Here is a 17531-nt window from a genome sequence, read left to right as displayed (position 1 = left end):
CGACATGACCAATCCCACCGCTGAGAACTTCGGTTTCCCGCGCACCAAGGTGGCCGAAACCGAAAGCTGGCTGGTCCTGGTGCGTCCCAAACAACCGACATTTGGGTCATTGGTGCTGGTATGCAAGGAGTCGGCTGAAGCCTTCTCCCAGCTGAGTCCCGCCGCCTTCGCCGATCTCAAGACGGCCACCGAAGGCGTCGAGCGCATGCTGAGCAAGGTGGTCGCATACGAGAAGATCAACTACCTGATGCTGATGATGGTCGACAAGGACGTGCATTTCCACGTGATCCCGCGCTACGCCGGGAACCGTGAGCATGAAGGCCAGGTGTTCAACGACGCCGGCTGGCCCGCCGTTCCCGCGCTGGGATCGACGGTCGACCTGGACCTGGACGCCGCCGAGCGCCTGGCCAAGACCCTGGCCCAGGTCTGGTCCGCGGCGTGAAGAAGAAGCCCATCCCCACGCCGCACGGCACGTCGCGTTTCCGGCTGATCGACGCCTACCTGCTGCGCATGCTGGCCTGGCCGATCGTCGGCTGCCTGGGCGTGACGGTGATCGCCCTGCTGCTGGAGCGCGTCCTGCGGCTGCTGGACGTGCTGTCGCAGAGCAGCGCCCGCTTCGGCTACGTCACCTCGCTGGCCGCCAACCTGGTGCCGCACTATCTGGGCCTGGCCCTGCCCGTGGCGTTCTTCGTGGCGCTGTTCATCGTCATCACCAAGCTCAGCGACGGGTCGGAGATCGACGCCCTGCTGGCCAGCGGCCAATCCCTGACCCGCGTGGCCGCGCCGTTCGTCTGCGTCGGCGTGTTCCTGATGGTCTTCAGCCTGATCGTCTTCGGCTACATGCAGCCCTACAGCCGCTACGCCTATCGGGCCGTGATGCACGAGGCGATCAACGCCGGCTGGAACGGCAAGCTGAACGGCGGGTCCTTCATCGACCAGCCCAAGCTGCTGATGACCGCCGACGGCGCCGACGCGGCCGGGCAGCAGCTGACGCGGGTGTTCATCCGCCGGATGGACGCCGCCGGCCATGAGGAAGTGATCACCGCCGCCACCGCCGACCTGCGGGCCGACGCCGACGGCAAGAACGTCACCATGCTGCTGCGCAAGGGCCAGCGGATCGGCGTCGACGCCCGCGGCCAGTACCGCACCCTGATCTTCGACCAGTTCACCACCAACGTGCCCCTGGCCGGCGCGGCCGCCCTGCTGCGCAGCCGCGGCGGCGACGAGCGCGAGCTGACCCTGGGCGAGCTGGCCCGCCAGGCCGACATGCCCAATCCGATCGTGCCCCGCGCCACCCTGCTGGCCGAGCTCTACGGACGTCTGGCCCGGGCTCTGTTCCTGCCCTTCCTGCCCCTGCTGGCCTTCCCGCTGGGACTGGCCGCCAAGCGCGGCAACCGCACGCCCGGCCTGATCATCGCCGGCGTCCTGCTGCTGGCCTTCCAGCACAGCCTGCAGCTGGGCCAGAGCCTGGCGGAATCTGGCAAGGCCATGCCGCTGGCGGCCATCGGAACGCCGTGGCTGATCTTCACGGCCTTGAGCGTCTGGATGTTCGTCGGCAGCCGCAAGCGGCCCGGCCAGACCCCGGTCACCGAGCTGATCCGCAGGTTCGGCGTGGGCATCAAGCGCTTCCGCCGCATGTTCCGGGACAAGTTCGAGCAGGCCGAAGCATGAAGATCCAGCTCTACGTCCTGCGCACGGTCGGCACGCGCGTGCTCGGCGCGGCCCTGATCCTGTTCTCGATCCTGCAGATCCTCGACCTGCTGGAAGTGACCACCGACATCCTCGACCGGGGCCTGGGCACGGCCGGGGTGCTGTACTACGCCGCCATGCGCTCGCCGCGCCTGATCGAGCAGGTCGCTCCGATCGCCACCCTGGCCGGCGGCCTGTTCGCCTTCTCGCAGCTGGCCCGCGAGAGCGCGATCATCGCCATGCGCGCCACCGGCATCTCGGCCTACCGCATCGTCGGCATGGCCCTGCCGGTGGCCTTCGTGGTGATGGCCGTCGATTTCAGCTGCGCCCAGCTGATCGCCCCGCGCACCGACCCGGTGCTGGCCGACTGGTGGCAGGCCACCACGCCGGTCGCCGACCGCAAGGTTCCAGGTCCGCGCAGCTTTCGGGCCGGCGACGACCTGGTGATCGCCGCCGGAGCCTCGGCCGACGGCAGGGTGCTGAACGCGGTGAAGATCTATCGGCGCGACAAGACCGGCCGGCTGATCGAACGCATCGAGGCGCCGTCGGCCAGCTATGCCCACGCCAACGGCTGGACCCTGATCAACCCCGTGATCGTCCGGTTCAACGGCGAGCAGGTCAATGTCGTGCCGGCCGCCAAGATGAGCTGGCCCTCGCCCCTGCACCGCCAGGACGTCCAGGCGCTGTTCGCCGACAGTCCCGTCCCGACCGCCGCCACGGCCCGTCGGGCGTTGCTGAACGGCGGCGGCGACCGTCCGGCCACCTTCTACGAGACCCGCCTGTTGGGCGCCTTCGCCGGACCGATCGTGTCGCTGGTGATGCTGCTGCTCAGCGCGCCGGTCGCCCTGGCCAATTTCCGCAGCGGCCAAGGCGCGATGCTGCTGACCGGCGGCCTGGCGTCCGGCCTGATCTTCCTGGTCGTCAACGGCCTGCTGTCGGCGCTCGGCGAAGGCGGCTCGCTCTCACCCATCCTGGCCGTCTGGGGCGGCCCGGTCATCTTCGCGGCCCTCGCGATCTACGCGCTTGTTGTTTTGGAGGGCTGAATGCCGTTCGACACCGTTGATTCCGATCTCACGATCGTCCCCGTCGCCTCCAAGGCCGAGCTGAAGCGGTTCGTGAACCTGGCCAACCGGCTGAACGCCAAGGACCCCAACTGGGTCGTGCCGCTGATGTACGAGCGGATGGCGGCCCTGACGCCGGCGACCAACCCGTTCTTCCAGCACGCCGACGTCCAGATGTGGCTGGCCGTGCGCGGCGGTCGCGACGTGGGCCGGATCAGCGCCCAGATCGACCACCTGGCCACCGAGGAAGGCGACGCCAAGGAAGCCAACGCCAAGACCGGCAACTTCGGCATGATCGCCGCCGAGGACGATCCGGCCATCTTCTCGCTGCTGTTCCGCACCGCCGAGGACTGGCTGAAGGCCCGCGGCTGCAACCGGGCCCTGGGGCCGTTCAACCTGTCGATCAACGAGGAGGTCGGCCTGCTGGTCGACGGCTTCGACACCAAGCCGATGGTGATGATGGGCCACGACCCCCGCTACACCGCCGCGCGCGTCGAGGCGCAGGGCTACGTCAAGGCCAAGGACGTCTACGCCTATGTCTGCGATCCCCGAGCCGCCCTGCCCGCCGTGGTGGTGCGCCGCGTCAAGCGCGGCCTGCCCGAAGGGGTGACCCTGCGCGAGCTGGACATGAGCCGCTACGACGAGGAGGTCAAAGCCCTGACCGACATCCTCAACGACGCCTGGTCCGGCAACTGGGGCTTCGTGCCCACCACCGAGGCCGAGACCGCCCAGCTGGGCAAGTCGCTGAAGGACGTGCTCGACAAGCGCCTGATCCTGTTCTCCGAGATCGACGGCGAGCCGGCCGGCTTCATCGTGCTGCTGCCCAACGTCAACGAGGCCATCGAGGGCCTGAACGGCAAGCTGCTGCCGTTCGGATGGGCCAAGCTGCTGTGGCGGCTGAAGGTCAAGCGGGTGAAGTCGATCCGCATCCCGCTGATGGGTCTCAAGCGCAAGTTCGCCGACACCCTGCGCGGCCAGGTCGTGCCGTTCCACCTGATGAACGCCGGCCGCGACGCCGGCCTGGCCCTGGGCTACGACAAGTTCGAGTTCTCGTGGATCCTGGAGGACAACACGCCGATGCGCCGGATCTCCGAGGCGATGGGCGCGGAGATCTACAAGACCTACCGCATCTACGAGAAGGCGCTCTAGAGGCGTGGCGGCGTTCCAGGCCCTCGTGCTGGCCGGCTCGCGCGGCGGGGTCGATCCCGTCGCCGACTACGCCGGCGTCAGCCAGAAGGGCCTGATCGTCCTGGGCGGCCAGACCCTGCTGACGCGGGTGCTGACCGCGCTGGACCAGGCCGGCGCCGAGCGCATCGCGGTCTCGACCAACGACAAGGCCCTGCAAGCGGCCCTGGAGGCGCAGAAGACCCGGGCGACGCTGTCGCGCCTGCCGTCGGCCGCTGGTCCCAGCCAGAGCGTCCACGAGGGCGCGACGGCCATGGGCACGCCGCTGCTGGTGACCACGGTCGACCACGCCCTGCTTCAGCCGGACTGGGTGACCGACTTCATGGCCGACACCCCGGCCGACGCCGACATCGCCATCCTGCTGGGCGAGGAGCACTTGGTCCAGGCCGCCGCTCCGACCACCAAGCGCACCTATCTGGCGTTCCGCGACGGCCGCTATTCGGGCTGCAACCTGTTCTATCTGAAGACCCCGGCGTCGCTGAAGGCCATCGACCTGTGGCGCACGGTCGAGAAGCACCGCAAGCAGCCGTGGAAGATCGCGGCCCTGTTCGGGCCAGTGATGCTGGTCCGCTACCTGCTGGGCCTGATGACCCTGGACGAGATGGTGGCGCGGATCGGCCGCCTGGCGGGGGTCAGGGCGTCGGCGGTCAGGGCCCGGCACGGCTTGGCGGCGGTGGACGTCGACAAGCCGGCCGACCTGGACCTGGTGAGGTCGATCGTCGAGGGGTGACCCCTCAGCTTTCGCCGGTGTCGCCGCGGTAGAAGAACCCGATCAGCGTCGTCCAGACCACCGCTATGAGGGTCGGGATGAAGGCGAGATTCTGCGGAATCGGGATCGGCGAGTTCGGAACGCCCAACGCCATCAGCCAGATCACGAACGACCCCGCCGAGATGATGATCGCCCAGACCTGGGGACTGCCTGTCGCCAGGGAGGTGCTCTTGTAGCGAACGACGATCGAGACCGCGAGACAGATGCAGGCGAGAATGATCAGCAGCACCAGGCGCAAGGTCGTGTTGTCCGGCATCAGCGGCAGGACGCCGGCGGCCGCGCCGTAGAGACCCAGGGCCTCGGCCGGAATCAGCTTGGCCAGTCTGGTGGCCCATCCGTCGGGCGCTGTCGGAACCGATGGCGGGTCGCCGCCACCCATGGGCATGCCGTGGACTCTCAGTGACATTGGTCGCTCCCTCTCGTGTCGTTGAAGACTTTGATTTTCGAGCAGGACGCCATCGTCGCGACTTTCCGACGCGAACTGAGCCATCCACGAGGAGCGTCCTGTCGCAAACCTGACCGAACCTGGGAGTCGACGCAATCCCTGATTGGGTCTAGGAACGAACGCAACCATGACAAGCGCTGCCGTTGCAGGCGCGAAAAACCCCGCCGCCGAACGCCGCGGGAAGCGGCGACGGCGACGGGGTCCTGGAACCTCGAAAAACGTCTCGGTGCGGACTATCGCAGCTTGGCGCTGACCGAGATCCCGACGATGCGCGGCTCATTGTAGACGGCCGCCATGTAGTTCTCGATCACGCCCTTGAGGTTCTTCTCGTTGGTGATGTTGCGACCGAACAGGGCCACTTCATAACCACCGTTGTTGCCCTCGTAGCCGAGCTTCAAACCGCCCTCGAAGTTGTCCTTCGAGTAGAACTCGTCGGTGTCGTAGAGCACGAAGTTCGTATAGCCCTGGACGTTCCAGTCCGTGGCGACGAACAGCTTGCCGTCCGCGCCCACCGGCACGTCATAGCGGCCCGTGAAGCTGAAGTTGTACTTCGGCGCGTTGGGCAGCGGCTGGCCGTCGATCTGGGCGAAGGTGTTGGCGCCGAACGGCCCCGCGACGACGATCGTCGGGTTCTTGACCGTGCAGACCACCACGCCGTTGAGGGCGCAGACCTGGGCGTAGACGCGCTTGTCGTCGATCTCGCTGTGCAGCAGGCTGAGGCCGGCCGTCAGGGTCAGGTTGGCGATCGGGCGCCACTCGGCGTCGGCTTCCAGGCCGTAGGCCTTGGCCTTGTCGGCGTTGAACAGCACGCCGTTGCCGTTGGAGTCGTTGCCGTTCAGCTGGATGTCCTTGACCTCGTAGGTGAAGGCCGAGGCGTTCAGGCGCAGGGTGTTGTCCAGCAGCGTGCTCTTGAAGCCGGCTTCCCACGACAGGATCGTTTCGGAATTGGCGGTCGTGAAGTCGCTGTTGAACACCGCCGAGCGGCCCTGGATGGTCGGGCCGCGGAAACCCTTGGCCGCGCGGGCATAGAGGTTCAGGTCGGGGTTCACTTCATAGTTGGCCGAGAGGTCCCAGCTGACCTGCTCGTCCGACAGGCGCACATAGCGACGGCCGGTGTAGGTGACGGCGTTGGCGGCGGTGTTGGCCGTCTTGACCAGCTTGGTCTTCTTGGCGTCGTAGGTGTCGCGCAGGCCGCCGGTGATCGTCAGGGCGTCGGTCAGCTTGTAGCTGACCTGGCCGAACACCGCCCACGAGGTGTTGAGGTTGTTCAGCCGCACCCAGTTGTTGGGGTTGTAGCCGGTGGTCCCGGGCTTCAGGAAATAGGCGCGCTGGTAGAAGTCGGTCGTGTCGCGCGAGTCGAAGTACAGCGCGCCGACCTGCCACTTCAGGCGGTCGTCGCCGTTGCTGGCCAGGCGGATTTCCTGGGTCAGCTGGTCAAGGTCGCGGATCTGGCCCATCGATTGGCCGAAGCCGTTGGGCGCGCCGCCGACCGGATAGTTGGCGGCCGCGCCGCCGTCGGTGTCGCCGCGGCTGTAGCCGGCGGTGGTCTCATAGGCGCTGATCGAGGTCAGGGTCACCGGGCCCAGGTCGTAGGCGATGTTCAGCGACGCGCCCTGGGTGTCGTAGGCCTGCGGGTTGTTGGCCGCCTCGTCGAAGGCGACGCTGTCGCGCGGAGCCGAAGAGCTGTTCGAGCCCTTCTTCAGCGCCTGGCGCAGGAACAGGGTCGAGGTGCCCTCGTAGTTGCGGGCGTGGGCCGAGGCCAGGACCGTCAGCTGATCGGTCGGGGTGGCCAGCAGCTGGAGCCGCACGTCCTTCTCGTCGAAGCCGCCCATGGCGTTCTTCTGCGGGGTGACGGTGCCGTCGGCGCTGGCGCCGGCGAAGGTGTTGTCGACATAGTCGTCGCGGTGCTGGTAGAGCGCCGAGACGCGGAAGGCCAGCTTGTCGGCCACGATCGGGCCGCCGATGCCGCCGTCGAAGGTGGTCGTGCCGTAGGTGCCGTACGAGGCGCTGGCGCGGCCTTCCAGGGTCTGGGTCGGCTTGTTGGTGTCGAACTTGACGATGCCGGCGGTGGTGTTGCGGCCGAACAGCGAGCCTTGCGGGCCGCGCAGCACTTCAACCTGCTTGATGTCGAACAGCGGGTTCGACTTCAGCACCACGTGCTCGAGGATGACGTCGTCGTGGATGATCGACACCGGCTGCGAGGCGCCGAGATAGAAGTCGATGTTGCCCAGGCCGCGGATGTAGAAGCGCGGGAAGATACGGCCCGTGGTGGTCTCGGCGTAGAAGCTGGGCACCTTGCCCGACAGGGCCAGGATGTCGCTGCCGTCGCCATTGATGGCGCGCAGTTGGTCGCCGCCGACCACGGCCACCGAGACCGGCACCTTCTGCAGGTTTTCCGACCGGCGCTCGGCCGTGACCACGATCTCGTCCAAGGCCGTCGAGGACGCCTCCTGGGCGAGGGCCGTGTTGGCGAAGGCCAAGGCGGAGAGGCCGGCGCTCAGCAGGAGCGCGCCTTTACGAGCGTTGAAACGAGACATTGAACCCCACCACATCCGTGACTGGAAAAGCTGAACCGACAAGAGAGAGACGAAAGCGCCGGTCGTTGATTCCGCCGCCGCTTGTAAGACCCCGCTTACTTCGTCGCGGGCCTGCGGCCTATAGGCATGTTGCATGACACGGCGGTGACAGAAGCGCCGAGCGGTCAGGTGGCTAGATAGTTGGCAACGAGGGCAAGACGGCGCCTTCCCTCTCCCCTTGTGGGAGAGGGTGGCCCGCGAAGCGGGTCGGGTGAGGGGTTGACGAGAGACTCAGCCGCGCACGGCGGACAGTTCTGAGAGACCCCTCATCCGTCGGCTGCGCCGACACCTTCTCCCGCAAGGGGAGAAGGATCCAGGAGCCTACTCGCCCGCCGCGACCCACTTGGCCGCCAGGGCGCGATTGCCCGGCAGGTCCTCGGGGAAGTCCATCTCGGCCCATTCCAGGCCCTCGATCGATTGGGTGCGGACCACGTCGTGTTCTTGGGCGATCTGGTTGATGACGCTGAGGTACCAGCGCTTGAGGCCTTCCGGCGTGCGCAGGGCCTGCTCGACGATGCGGGTGAACAGCGCCGCGCCCTCGGGGTCGAACTTCAGGAAGCCGATCGACTCGGCGTCGTACTGGTCGATGGTCTTGCCGATGGCGCGCAGGCTGAGGCCTTCGGTCAGCACCTTCATGTCGTCGGCGTCGTAGCCGGCGGCCTTGCGATCGATGGTGACGGTGATCGGGGCCGACGGGGCGGCGATCAGGGTCTCGGCGATGGCCTTCTCGAACAGGGTGTCGCCGTTCAGCAGCAGGAAGTCGCCGCGCATCTCGCCGCGCGCCAGCCAGCAGGTCGCCAGGTTGTCGGTCAGGGCGTAGAACGGGTTGAACAGGGTGCGGACCTTGAGGCCCGGGATGTGCAGGCCGGCGACCTCGGTTTCAACCGTGTCGGCGGCGAAGCCGGTCACCACCACCGCCTCGGTGATCCCCGCCTCGGCCAGGTGCTTGAGCTGCCAGTGCAGCACGGTGCGGCCCGAAAGCTCGACCAGGCACTTGGGACGCGTGTCGGTGAGCGGCGACAGGCGCTTGCCCTGGCCGGCGCTGAGGATGATGGCTTTGGCCGGTTTCGCCACGGGCGTGGTCTCGTCTGTCTGGGGAAGCAAGGAACGGGGAATACGAAGAGCGCGAAATAGCGACGACGGGGCGGGCCAACAAGCCCGCCCCGTCGCTTCAGGGTGCGAAGTATCAAGTTTAGCCGCACTGGCGCAAGCGCGGCCCTCCTCCCCTAGAACGGCAGCGTGAACTTCACCGCCAGGGCCTGGTTGCTGACCCGCTCGCCAAACTGACCCGTCCAGTTGACCCTGGCGCTGGCTCCCTTGGCGTTGACCAGCGACAAGCCCAGTTCCGCGTCGGCCGTGGTCTTGTCCAGCCGCCCCGCCACATCGAACGAGCCCGCCACCGGCGCGGCGCTTTCGAACGCGGTGGTGAACTGCGGCGCGCGGCCCGACAGCATGTGGCTGGCGCCGATCCGGGCATAGGGCCGGATCGCCGTGACGCCCTGCATGAACTCGCCGCCCAACTCCAGCTTGGCGCTGACACGCGTGGACTGGTCGGCCTGCTTGGGCGCCACCAGGTTCAGCGCGCCGGCGCCCTTTTCGGCGAAGGCGTCGGTCGAGATCCGGGCGTGGTTGATCTCGGCGATCGGCTTGGCGTAGGCCTTGTCGTCGCCGAAGCGGTAGCCCGCCCGGATGGTGATCGCCTGGAACGTCTGGCGCTGCTTGGCTTCCGCCATGCGCAGGCCCGAAGGCAGCAGCACGGCGCGACGGGTGTCCACCGAGCTCGAACCGGCGGTGAAGGCCATGGCCATCGTCGCCGGACCGTCGGCGGCCTTGACCACCGCGCCGAACTGATAGCGGTCGCCGTCGCCCTGGGTGCGGGTCGGGATGCCGGTCCGCAGGCTCTCGGCCGAGGCGGCCGCGCCGAACCGCCAGTGCGGGCCGATGGCGTTCTCGAAGCCGCCCGACAGACCGGTCGAACGCTCCTTGTACGCCATGTCCTGCGCCGTGGGGTCCAGCTTCAGTTGCCGCCCGCCGGCCTTGGCCCACACGCAGCTGTCGGCCTCGCCCTGCCCCGGCGTCGTCGGACAGGTCATCATCGAGTCCGTGAAGCCGGCGATGGCGAAGTTGGTCACCGCCACCTGGGCCGCGTAGGTCTCTGCGCTGAAGCTGTCGTAGTAGTTGGCCAGCTTTGTCTGCGAGGGTTCCCAGAACAGTTCGGCCGCCACCGGCGCGAAGGCGTTGGTGCTGCCGGCCAGCTGGATGTTGTTGATGTGGTCGCCGATGGACGTGCGGTTGGCGTTGAACCCGGCCGGCGAGAAGTCGACCACATAGTGCAGGTTCAGGTCGTCGGCCGTGGTCTTCAGCTCGAACATGGCGATCGACGAGACCGGGGCCACCAGTTGCAGGCCCGAGGCCGTGACCACGCCCGAACCGTTGAGGATCGAGGCCGTGTGGTCGCCCGGCAGGATGTGGCCGGGGTCGGCGATCTGCAGGACGAACTTGCCCTTCAGGTCCAGCGAGCCGGTGATGTCCAGGCGGTCGATCTCGCCGGCCTTGCCCGTCTTGCCCAGGTCCAGGTCGGCCAAGAACACGCCGGTCCCGGTCTGCTTGAAGTCGCCTTCGACGCTGGAGACCTGCACCAGGCCGTTGCCGCCCGGCGTCAGCACGCCGTCATTGGTCAGCAGGCCGCCGTTCAGCTTCACATAGTCCAGCGTCAGCAGGGTCGAGGTCGCCGTGTTGCGGAAGGCGTTCGTCCCGCGACCCAGGTCGACGTTGCCGACCACGCCCTTGTTGCTGATGATCGTGTCGTTGCCGGTGGTCGCCAGGATCGCCAGGTTCGAGTCCGCCGTCACCACGCCGTTCAGGGTGATGACGTTGTTCTTGCCGCCGTCGACGAACACGCCCTTGCCGTAGACCGAGCCGCCGTGGACGTCGCCGTTCAGGGTGGCGTTGATGTCGGCCGCCGCATAGGTCGGGGTCGCCGCGGCGCCAAGGGCGGCCGGAGCCGCCAGGCTGTGCGAGCCGGCCGCCGGCACGTCGCCGGCCTGGCTCTGGAAGAAGGCCCCGATGCCGTTCTGGCCGCCCGCCCAGATGTTGCCGTTCTGGATCACGGTGACCGTGCCCGCGTCGCCCGTGCCGCCCAGCGAACCGGCGAACGACAGGCCCAGGCCGCTGCCGAACAGGCCGCCGCCGCCGCCCACCGACTGGGCGAAGATGCCGACCGAGCCCGCGCCCAGCAGCACGATGTTCCCGGTGTTGGTCACCGTGACGTCGCCGCCGTTGCCGCCGTAGCCGTCCAGCGGATTGATGCTCATGTCGGCGTAGTCGCTGTAGTCCTCGCCGCCGTAGGCGCTGAAGTCGCCCCACGAGGCGATGCCCAGCGAGACGTCGCCGGCCACACCGCCGCCGCCGCCGATGCTCTGGGCGAAGATCCCGTAGGCGCCGAAGCCCTCGGTCTGGATCAGGCCGCTGTTGGTGACGATGACGTCGCCGCCGTCGCCGGCGCTGCCGCCCACGCCGGAGAACACGATCTGGCCGACGCCGGTGATCGTCCCTTCGCCGCCCGTGCCGCCGCCGCCGCCCACCGACTGGGCCATGACGCCGTGCGACAGCCGGCCGGAGGTGTAGATCGCGCCGCTGTTGTCGACCGTGACCGTGCCGCCGTTGCCGGCCGAACCGCCCGTGCCGCCGATGCTGATGCCCCACGCCGGCTCGCTGAACGAGTCGATCAGGTCCTTGGCGGCGGTCAGCTTGCCGACCTCGCCCATCGTCTTGGAGAGGGCGTCGCTGTAAGAATAGGTGTCGGGACCGTCGTAGTCGGTGGCGCCGCCGGTGCCGCCGCCGCCGCCCACGCTCTGGGCGAACACGCCGCGCGACAGGGCCCCTTCGGTGACGATCGTCCCGCTGTTGGTCACGGTGACCGCGCCGCCGTTGCCGGCCACGCCGCCCTGGCCGCCGATGCTGACCTCGCCGGCCAGGCCCGAGCCGCCGTCGCCGCCGCCGCCGCCCACGCTCTGGGCGAACACGCCGTGGGCGTCCTTGCCCTTGGTCCAGATCAGGCCGCTGTTGCCGACGGTGACCGCGCCGCCATTGCCGCCGCCCGCGCCCGAACCGCCGATGGCGATCTGGCCGCCCTTGGCCTCGCCCTTGTTGGCCAGGTCGAGGAAGGTGACGATCTCTTCGCCCTGGGTCGAGATCAGGCCGCCGCGACCACCGCCGCCGCCCACCGACTGGGCGAACACGCCGTGCGAGTCGCCGCCCTCGGTCAGGATCTGGCCGCTGTTGATCACGTCGACCTGGCCGCCCTCACCGGCCGCGCCGCCCTGGCCGCCGATCGAGACGTTGACCGAGGTCGCCTTGGTCGTGCCGGCCGCCTTCTTGGCGAAGCCCAGCGAGAAGCCGCGAGCGTCGCCGCCGCTGCCGCCGCCGCCGCCCACGCTCTGGGCGACGATGCCGGTCGAGTTGCCGCCGATCGTGCTGAGCGAGCCGCTGTTGTTGACCTGGACCAGGCCGCCGTTGCCGGCCTCGCCGCCGAAGCCGCCCAGGGCGACGGCGTAGGTGCCGTTCTTGCCCTGGCCGAAGCTGCCGGACGCCGCCGTGGCCACGCCCGCGTCGCCGCCGCCGCCGCCGATGCTCTGGGCGTAGATGGCGTTGGCCTGGGACTCGCCTGTGGTGGCCACGACGCCGCTGTTGGTCACCCTGACCACGCCGCCGTTGTCGCCCGTCCCGCCCTGGCCGCCCAGGGCGACCGAGATGTTGTTGCTGTTGGAGCCCAGGCTGACCGTGCCGGCCCCGCCGGCCATGTAGTCGGACCACTGGTTCTCGTCGATGCCGGCCATGCCGCCATGACCGCCGCCGCCGCCGATGCTCTCGGCGAAGATGCCGTGCGACTGCTCGCCGGAGGTGAAGACGTCGCCGCTGTTGACGACCGTGACGTTACCGCCCTCCGAACCCGCGCCGCCGAAGCCGCCGATGTTCATCGCCAGGTTGGTCGACTCGCCGCCGGACACCGCCAGGGCGCCCGCCGCGCCGCCGGCCCCGCCGCCGCCGCCCACGCTCTGGGCGAAGATCGCGATGGCGTCGTCGCCCTCCGTGACCACCAGGTCGGTCGAGGTGACCTTGACGTCGCCGCCCTTGCCGCCGCCGCCGGCCGAACCGCCCAGGGCGATCGAGACGTTCTTGGACTTGGCGCCGCCCAGGGCCGCCGAAACGGCCATGCCGCCCGAACCGCCGCCGCCGCCCACGCTCTGGGCGAACACGGCCGTGGCGCCGTCGCCCAGGGTGCCGACCTTGCCGTTGTTGGTCACCTCGACATAGCCGGCCTTGCCCGCCGCGCCGCCGAAGCCACCGATCGACACGCCGATGGCGATGTTGTCGGTCGAGCCCAGGCCGCCGGTCAGGGCGCCGGAGAAGCCGCCGTCGCCGCCGCCGCCGCCCACGCTCTGGGCGAACACGCCGTACGAGCGCGCGCCGTCGGTGGTGGTCACGCCGTCGGTGGTCACGTGGACGTCGCCGCCCTCGCCCGCCGCGCCGCCCGCGCCGCCGATGGCCGCCGAGACGCCGACCGTGCTGGTCCCCATCGTCAGGGCCCCGGCGATCGAGAAGCCGCCCGTGCCGCCGCCGCCGCCCACGCTCTGGGCGTAGAGGGCGTGGGCTTCCTCGCCATAGGTCGAGGCGCCGACATCGCTGGTGACGGTGACGACCTTGCCGTCGCCGCCCGCGCCGCCGAAGCCGCCGATCGAGGCGCTGATCGCCTTGGGCGCGCCCGACGAAAGGGCCGCCGTCACCGAGGCCGAGAAGCCGCCGTTGCCGCCGCCGCCGCCGATGCTCTGGGCCTGGATCGCGTAGGCTCGGTCGCCGAGGGTGTAGATCACGTCGTGGCTGTGGACGGTCACGTCGGCGCCGTCGCCGCCGATCCCGCCGCCGCCGCCGATGGTCAGGGTTCCCGCGCCGGTGCTCTGGCCGGACGCACCGCCGGCCGCCACCGAAAAGCCGCCGCTGCCGCCGCCGCCGCCGATCGCCTGGGCCAGGACGCCCGCCGCGTCGTCGCCCAGGGTGTAGATCTGGCCGAAGCTGTCGACGGTCACCGCGCCGGCGTCACCGCCGCCGGCTCCGAAGCCGCCGATGCCGACGCCGACCGCGCCGCTGGTCTGGCCCACGCCGACCGCCAGGGCGGCCGTCCAGCCGCCCGTACCGCCGCCGCCGCCGATGCTCTGGGCCTGGATGCCGTTGGCGCGATCGCCGATCGTACCGATGTCCGCGTGGCTGGTGACGGTGACGATCTTGCCATCGCCGGCCGAGCCGCCGAAGCCGCCGACGGTCAGGCTGCCCGAGCCGGACGTCTGGCCCACGCCCGCGCCCGCCGCCAGCGAGAACCCGCCGCTGCCGCCGCCGCCGCCGATCGATTGGGCCAGGACGCCCGTGGCGTCGTCGCCGAGGGTCAGGATCAGGTCGATGACGTCGACCTCGACCTCGCCGCCGTCGTTGCCCGCGCCGCCGCCGCCGCCGATCCCGACCGTGACCGCCGCGCCGGTCTGGCCCACGCCGACCGCGAGCGAACCGCTCCAGCCGCCGCTGCCGCCGCCGCCGCCGATCGACTGGGCCTGGACGCCGTAGGCGCGGTCGCCGCCGGTGACGATCGTGCCCTCGCTGCTGACCTCGACCCGGCCGCCAATGCCGCCCGCTCCGCCGCCGCCGCCGACGCTGACGCTGGCCGCGCCCGCCGTCTGGCCCGCGCCGACGCCGGCCGCCAGCGAGAAGCCGCCCGTGCCGCCGCCGCCGCCGATGCTCTGGGCCAGCAGACCCGCCGCGTCATGGCCTTCGGTGATCACCATGCCGACGCTCTCGACCACGACCTTCTTGCCGTCGCCGCCCAGCCCGGCCGAACCGCCGACGCTGACGCCGACCGCGCCCGCCGTCTGGCCGGCGCCCACGGCGAGCGAACCGCTCCAGCCGCCGTCGCCGCCGCCGCCGCCGACCGACTGGGCGTAGACGCCCGCCGACCGGTCGCCATGGGTGCGGATGTCTCCGAGGGTCGAGACGGTCACCGCCTCGCCGTCGCCGCCGCCCAGGCCCGAACCGCCGACCGAGACCGAACCGGCCCCCGCCGTCTCGCCGCCCGCCACACCGGCCGCCAGCGAGAAGCCGCCGCTGCCGCCGCCGCCGCCGATCGATTGCGCCAGGATCCCGTGGGCGTCCGCGCCCTCGGTTTCGAGGTCGCCGACGCTGGTCACCTTGACCGTATCGCCGGCCCCGCCGACGTTGCCGCTGCCGCCGACCCCGACGGCCACCGTGCCGGCCCCGGTCCCGCCGGCGATGCCCAGCGCGCCGGTCCAACCGCCCGAACCGCCGCCGCCGCCCACGCTCTGGGCGTAGATGGCCGAGGACCGTTCGCCTTGCGTGTAGATGTCGCCTTGGGTGTCGATGTCGACCTTGCCGGCCTTGCCGCCGCCGCCGCCCGAACCGCCGACCCCGACCGAGGCCGAACCCGCCAGCTCGCCGCCGGCGATGCCGGCCGCCAGCGAGAAGCCGCCCGTGCCGCCGCCGCCGCCGACCGACTGGGCCATCAGGCCCGCCGCGTCGTCGCCTTCCGTCATCACATTGCCGCGGCTGAGGATCGAGGCGTCCTTGCCGACGCCGCCGTCGTCGGCCGAGCCGCCGACCGAAACGCCGACCGCCCCGGCTCCAACGCCGCCGGCCCCGGCCAGCGAGCCGCTCCAGCCGCCGTTGCCGCCGCCGCCGCCGATCGACTGGGCGAACACGCCCGCCGCCCGGTCGCCGCGCGTGTGAAGGTCGCCGCGGGTCACGATCTCGACCAGCTCGGCGTCGCCGCCGCCGGCGCCCGAGCCGCCGACCCCGACCGAACCGGCCAGCGCGCCCTCGCCGCCCGCGATGGCCGCCGCCAGCGAGAAGCCGCCGCTGCCGCCGCCGCCGCCCACGCTCTGGCCGAAGATGCCCGTGGCGTCCTCGCCGAAGGTGTCGATCTGGCCGTCGCTGTTGACCCTGACCACGCCGCCCTTGCCGCCGACGTCGCCGCTGCCGCCGATCGAGACGCCGACCGAGCCGCCGGCCACGCCGCCCGCCCCGGCCACCGCGCCGCTCCAACCGCCGCTGCCGCCGCCGCCGCCCACCGCCTGGGCGAAGATCCCGGCCGAGCGGTCGCCTTCGGTGACGATGTCGGTGACGCTGAGCACCTTGACCTCGTCGGCGTCGCCGCCGCCGCCGCCCTTGCCGCCGACCCCGACCGAGGCCGAACCGGCCGCCGAGCCGGCCGACAGCGCCCCGGCCAGGGCGAAGCCGCCCGTGCCGCCGCCGCCGCCCACGCTCTGGGCGTAGATCGCCGAGGCGTCGACGCCTCGGGTATGGATTTCGCCGGCCGTGTCGACCGTGACCTTGCCGCCCTTGCTGGCGTCGGCGGCCTCGCCGCCCACGGCCACGCCGATCGACGCGCTGGCGCCGCCCGAGGCCGCCAGCGCGATCGCGCCGCTCCAGCCGCCGTTGCCGCCGCCGCCGCCCACGCTCTGGGCGAAGATGCCGACCGCCCGGTCGCCCGTGGTGTCGATGCTCACGCCGGTGGTGTGGCCGACCGTGACGTCGCCGCCCGCGCCGCCGCCGGCGCCCGAACCGCCGACCGAGATCGCGCCGGCAGCCGCCCCGACGTCGCCGACCGCCAGGGCCGCCGCCACCGTGTAGCCGCCGTCGCCGCCGCCGCCGCCCACGCTCTGGGCGAACACGCCGCGCGAGTCGTCGCCGGTCGTGACCAGGGTCCCGTCGGCCGTGACGTTGACGACCCCGCCCGCGCCGCCCGCGCCGCCGTCGCCGCCGACCCCGATGCTGACCGCGCCATAGACGCCGATCGCGCCGCCGGCCCCGAAGCCGCCGTTGCCGCCGCCGCCGCCCACGCTCTGGGCGTAGATGGCCGTGGCCCGGTCGCCGCCGGTGGCGATCGAGCCGTCGTTGATGACCGTGACGTCGCCGCCCTTGCTGGCCGTGCCGCCGTCGCCGCCGATCGACAGGTTGACGAACAGGCCCACGCTGGTGGAGTCGCCGCCGTTGCCGCCGCCGCCGCCGACCGACTGGGCGAAGACGCCGCCCGAACCGTCGAGGTCGGTGACGATCGTTCCATGATTGCTGACTTTGACCACGCCGCCGATGCCGCCGCCGGCCCCGCCGCCGCCGATCGCGAACATGCCGCCCGCGCCGCCGCCGTTGCCGCCGCCGCCGCCCACGCTCTGGGCGAAGACCGCGTAGGAGTCGTAGCCGTGGGTGATCAGGTCGCCGCCGTTGGTGACCGTGACCGCCTCGCCGTCGCCGCCCGCTCCGCCCTTGCCGCCGATCGCGACCAGGCCGCCGGCCCCAGCGCCGTTGCCGCCGCCGCCGCCGATGCTCTGGGCGAACACCGCCTGGGACGACTTGCCGTCGGTTTCCACCAGGCCGGTGTTCGACACCGTGACGGTTCCGCCCTTGCCCGAAGCGCCGCCGTCGCCGCCGACGCCGACCAGGCCGCCGCCGCCCGCGCCGTTGCCGCCGCCGCCGCCGATCGACTGGGCGAACACGCCCGCCGCCAGGTCGTTGTGGGTGTAGATCTGGCCCGCGTTCGTCGCGGTCACCGCCGCCCCGTCGCCGGACGAGCCGCCGCCGCCGCCGATGCCGACCAGGCCGCCGGCCCCGCCGCCCACGCCGCCGCTGCCGCCCACGCTCTGGGCGAACATGCCGATCGAGGCCAAGCCGTAGGTTTCGATGACGCCGTCGTTGAATACGTCGACCGTGCCGCCGTTGCCGCCGCCCGAGCCGCCGCCGCCCAAGGC

The 17531-nt window shown here is 71.0% G+C and carries 9 protein-coding genes; 5 read left to right on the top strand and 4 right to left on the bottom strand.

The features are described from left to right. The first annotated feature begins 4 nt into the window (after positions 1 to 4). The 5 genes from AC1DMQ_RS10080 to AC1DMQ_RS10060 are packed head-to-tail and all read left to right on the top strand — an operon-like array spanning position 5 to position 4665. Positions 5 to 442 carry an HIT family protein gene (locus AC1DMQ_RS10080; RefSeq protein ID WP_477033426.1) on the top strand — a complete coding sequence of 146 codons (438 nt, stop codon included), beginning with the start codon at positions 5 to 7 and terminating at the stop codon, positions 440 to 442. Then, positions 439 to 1671: an LptF/LptG family permease gene (locus tag AC1DMQ_RS10075; RefSeq protein ID WP_477033425.1), complete on the top strand. Its 1233-nt coding sequence runs from the start codon at positions 439 to 441 to the stop codon at positions 1669 to 1671. Before AC1DMQ_RS10080 ends, AC1DMQ_RS10075 begins: the two co-directional genes overlap by 4 nt. Further along, the gene (locus AC1DMQ_RS10070) at positions 1668 to 2732 is read left to right on the top strand and encodes an LptF/LptG family permease (RefSeq protein WP_477033424.1); all 1065 of its coding nucleotides are present in this window, start codon (positions 1668 to 1670) and stop codon (positions 2730 to 2732) included. The genes AC1DMQ_RS10075 and AC1DMQ_RS10070 overlap by 4 nt, the downstream gene beginning before the upstream one ends. Beyond that, complete coding sequence (locus AC1DMQ_RS10065; protein ID WP_477033423.1) at positions 2733 to 3899, top strand: dATP pyrophosphohydrolase; 1167 nt, start codon at positions 2733 to 2735, stop codon at positions 3897 to 3899. Between the two features lie 4 nt (positions 3900 to 3903). Next, a complete protein-coding gene (locus AC1DMQ_RS10060) occupies positions 3904 to 4665 on the top strand; it encodes a nucleotidyltransferase family protein (protein ID WP_477033422.1) in 762 nt (253 codons plus the stop codon). A gap of 4 nt (positions 4666 to 4669) precedes the next feature. On the opposite strand, the gene AC1DMQ_RS10055 is transcribed toward AC1DMQ_RS10060, so the two are convergent. From AC1DMQ_RS10055 to AC1DMQ_RS10040, 4 genes are all read right to left on the bottom strand, one after another. Continuing rightward, entirely contained in the window at positions 4670 to 5110 is a 441-nt protein-coding gene (locus AC1DMQ_RS10055) for a hypothetical protein (protein ID WP_477033421.1), read from the bottom strand. Positions 5111 to 5382: 272 nt separating this feature from the next. Then, positions 5383 to 7686, bottom strand: coding sequence for a TonB-dependent receptor (locus tag AC1DMQ_RS10050; RefSeq protein ID WP_477033420.1), 2304 nt, complete (start codon positions 7684 to 7686; stop codon positions 5383 to 5385). A 360-nt stretch (positions 7687 to 8046) separates the two neighbouring features. Further along, positions 8047 to 8799 carry a phosphocholine cytidylyltransferase family protein gene (locus AC1DMQ_RS10045; RefSeq protein ID WP_477033419.1) on the bottom strand — a complete coding sequence of 251 codons (753 nt, stop codon included), beginning with the start codon at positions 8797 to 8799 and terminating at the stop codon, positions 8047 to 8049. A gap of 152 nt (positions 8800 to 8951) precedes the next feature. Then, entirely contained in the window at positions 8952 to 17450 is an 8499-nt protein-coding gene (locus AC1DMQ_RS10040) for a hypothetical protein (protein WP_477033418.1), read from the bottom strand. Between the last annotated feature and the right edge of the window lie 81 nt (positions 17451 to 17531).

Source organism: Caulobacter sp. 05L422 (genome assembly GCF_056397765.1).
Note: the sequence above shows the minus strand (reverse complement) of the source record. Positions and strands in the feature narration are given on the sequence as shown.